At 72.9% G+C, this 2,717-nt stretch carries 3 protein-coding genes and 1 tRNA gene; 1 reads left to right on the top strand and 3 read right to left on the bottom strand.

All coding sequences use genetic code 11. The features are described 5' to 3' along the window. The first annotated feature begins 147 nt into the window (after positions 1 to 147). Positions 148 to 621, top strand: coding sequence for a hypothetical protein (locus F8279_RS29525; RefSeq protein ID WP_225853457.1), 474 nt, complete (start codon positions 148 to 150; stop codon positions 619 to 621). A 70-nt stretch (positions 622 to 691) separates the two neighbouring features. Here the strand turns inward: F8279_RS29525 and F8279_RS29520 are convergent, their stop codons facing one another. The 3 genes from F8279_RS29520 to F8279_RS29510 all read right to left on the bottom strand — a co-directional run bounded on the left by F8279_RS29520 (position 692) and on the right by F8279_RS29510 (position 2,705). Beyond that, the gene (locus F8279_RS29520; protein WP_151501693.1) at positions 692 to 1,795 is read right to left on the bottom strand and encodes a calcium:proton antiporter; all 1,104 of its coding nucleotides are present in this window, start codon (positions 1,793 to 1,795) and stop codon (positions 692 to 694) included. 76 nt (positions 1,796 to 1,871) lie between these two features. Next, positions 1,872 to 2,546, bottom strand: coding sequence for an HAD family hydrolase (locus F8279_RS29515; protein WP_151501692.1), 675 nt, complete (start codon positions 2,544 to 2,546; stop codon positions 1,872 to 1,874). A gap of 82 nt (positions 2,547 to 2,628) precedes the next feature. Further along, a tRNA-Pro gene (locus F8279_RS29510) sits at positions 2,629 to 2,705 on the bottom strand. Positions 2,706 to 2,717: the final 12 nt, after the last annotated feature.

The raw sequence follows: 2,717 nt of genomic DNA, 5'->3' as shown, positions 1-2,717 counted from the left end.
TCGCCGGCGCCTGGCTGGTGCTCGGCGCGGCGCAGCATGCTGGGATTCTGTTGGGCGGGTACGACTACCGCGACCCGTTTACCCCTTACACACGTGGGCGGCAGGCCGGAAGGTGAGCGAGCACACGTGCTCTGCCATGCTGACCCGGTGACGACGACCTGGCGGCACCTGCCCGCACCGGCCCGGGAGATCGCCGAGACGGCCACCGACGCGGTCACCGCCGCGCGCGCCCGCGACGCCGAGGCGTACGCCCCGGCCATCGAGCGGCTGGCCGCCGCCGACCGGGCCGGGCTGGTGCTCGGCGGGGTGGTCCGGCTGCTGCTGGAGGAGGGGCACCCGGACGGGCTGGACGGCGACGACGTACGGCAGGTGCTGGAACAGTGCGTCCGGTCGGCGGCGCCGTGGTGGCCCGACGTCGACCCGCACGTGCTGCTGGTGCTGCTGGCCGGCGCGCTCGGCGTCTACGACCCCGGCGACGACGAGAACCCGCCCGACCCGGCGGCGATCGCCCGGCACGCGCCGCTGCTGGTGGCCGATCTGCTGGCGGTCACCGGGCGCCCGTTCGCCGAGTACCTGACCGCCGCGTTCGCCGAGGTGGCCCGGACCGAACTGCACGACTGACGGTCTTGTTGTCCGGCGGCTCACGGGCTGGCGGACGGCTTGCTCGCGGGCCGGCGGCGGGCGTGCCTGCTTACGGGCTGGCGGCCAGGAAGACGAACGCGGCGAGCAGCACCAGGTGCACGCCGCCCTGGAGCACCGTCGCCCGGCCCGGCACCACGGTGAGCACGGCGGTCACCGCGGTCAGCGCCAGCAGCGTCATCTGGGTGCCGCCCAGGCCCAGCACCAACGGCCCGTCCAGCCAGATCGAGGCGATCGCGATGGCCGGGATGGTCAGGCCGATGCTGGCCATGGCCGAGCCGAGAGCGAGATTGAGGCTGATCTGCACGCGGTCCCGCCGTGCCGCCCGGGCGGCGGCGAGCGTCTCCGGCAGCAGCACCAGCAGCGCGATGACCACGCCGACGAACGCCGGCGGCAGGTTGGCGGCGCTGACCGCCGTCTCGATCGTCGGGGAGATCGTCTTCGCGTCACCGACCACCGCGACCAGCGCCACCACGAGCAGGGCCAGGCTGGCCAGCGCGGTACGCGTGGACGGCGGCTCGGCGTGCCCGTCGCCGGTCTTGTCCTCGGCGAGGATGCTGCCCTCCTGCGTGACCGGGAGGAAGTAGTCGCGGTGCCGGCCGGTCTGCACCATGACGAACAACAGGTAGAGCGCCAGCGAGGCGACGGCCGCGAAGGCGAGCTGCGCGGGGGAGAACTCCGGCCCCGGCCGGCTCGTGGTGAACGTCGGCACCACCATGCTGAGCGTGGCGAGCGTGGCCACCGTGGCGAGCGCCCCGCCGGTGCCCTCCGGATTGAACACCGCCACCTGCCGGCGCAGCGCGCCGAGCAACAGCGACAGGCCGAGGATGCCGTTGCAGGTGATCATGACGGCGGCGAAGACCGTGTCCCGGGCCAGCGCCTGCGTCTTGTCGCCGCCGCTGATCATCAGCGTGACGATCAGACCGACTTCGATCACGGTGACAGCCACCGCGAGCACGAGTGACCCGTACGGTTCACCGACCTTGTGCGCGACCACCTCGGCGTGGTGCACCGCCGCCAGTACGGCCGCCGCGAGCAGGGCCGCCACCACGAAGATGAGCGGGCCGGGCAACTCCCGTCCCCAGGTCATCACGAGCACGAGCACGGCGACCAGGGGCGCGACGGTGGTCCAATCGGTCAGGCGGGATCGGATCATCGGCGGCATGCGCATACTTTGCCAGGAGGCAGGGGCAACCGCGCGTGGCGGGGTGGCTCCGGGCAGTCCTGTCGATCTATTCGATCGGGGCCGGTTGCTCCACGTGGTCGAGCACCTCACGGAGGTTCGCGATCACGGTTCCGGTCCAGCTCGGATCGGTGTCCTGGTGTTCGGTCGTCCGGAGCACCGTCATCCCGGCCGCCGCCGCGCCGGCCAGCTCGCCGTCCGCGCCGTCGCCCACGTACACGCAGTCGGCCGGCGCGACGCCCAGCCGCTCCGCGGCGGTGCGGTAGATCGCCGGGTCCGGCTTGGCCAGCCCGACCGCACAGGAGAAGACCGCGACGTCGAAACGCCGGGCCAGCGGGCCGCCCGCCCACGCCTCGGCCGTCTCGGACGTGGCGTTGCTGATCAGGGCCAGCCGGTGCCCGCGCAGGCGCAGCGCGTCGAGCACGTCCAGCGTGGCGGGCGCGACACGGCCCAGCACCCGGTGGGCGAGGGTCAGCCGATGCGCGGCGGCCCGGGTCACCTGATCGTCAGTCGGCGAGGCCCCGAGACGCTCGGCGAGGATGCGTACGGTCTCCGCCGCGTTCCACCGGACCAGGCGGTCCCGCCAGGTGGCGTGGTACGCGGCGACGAGCGCCGCCGGATCCACCCCCACGACGAGCGCCATCTCGCCGACAACCCGGTCCCGCTCGTCGTCGGCACCGTGGACCAGGGTGTGGAAGAGGTCGAAGACCACCGGCCGCGGCATGGCGGCATCCTACTGCGACGGTGATCACGGCTGCGGAAATGCCAGAGGGCACATCCGATGATCGGATGTGCCCTCTTACCTCTGGTCGGGGTGGCCGGATTCGAACCGACGACCTCTTCGTCCCGAACGAAGCGCGCTACCAAGCTGCGCCACACCCCGAGGCGTGCCGAC

Origin of the sequence: Micromonospora sp. AMSO1212t (assembly GCF_008868145.1) — a bacterium.
Lineage (GTDB): Bacteria > Actinomycetota > Actinomycetes > Mycobacteriales > Micromonosporaceae > Micromonospora > Micromonospora tulbaghiae.
The sequence above is the reverse complement of the archived record's forward strand: the minus strand, read 5'-3'. Positions and strand labels throughout refer to the sequence as shown.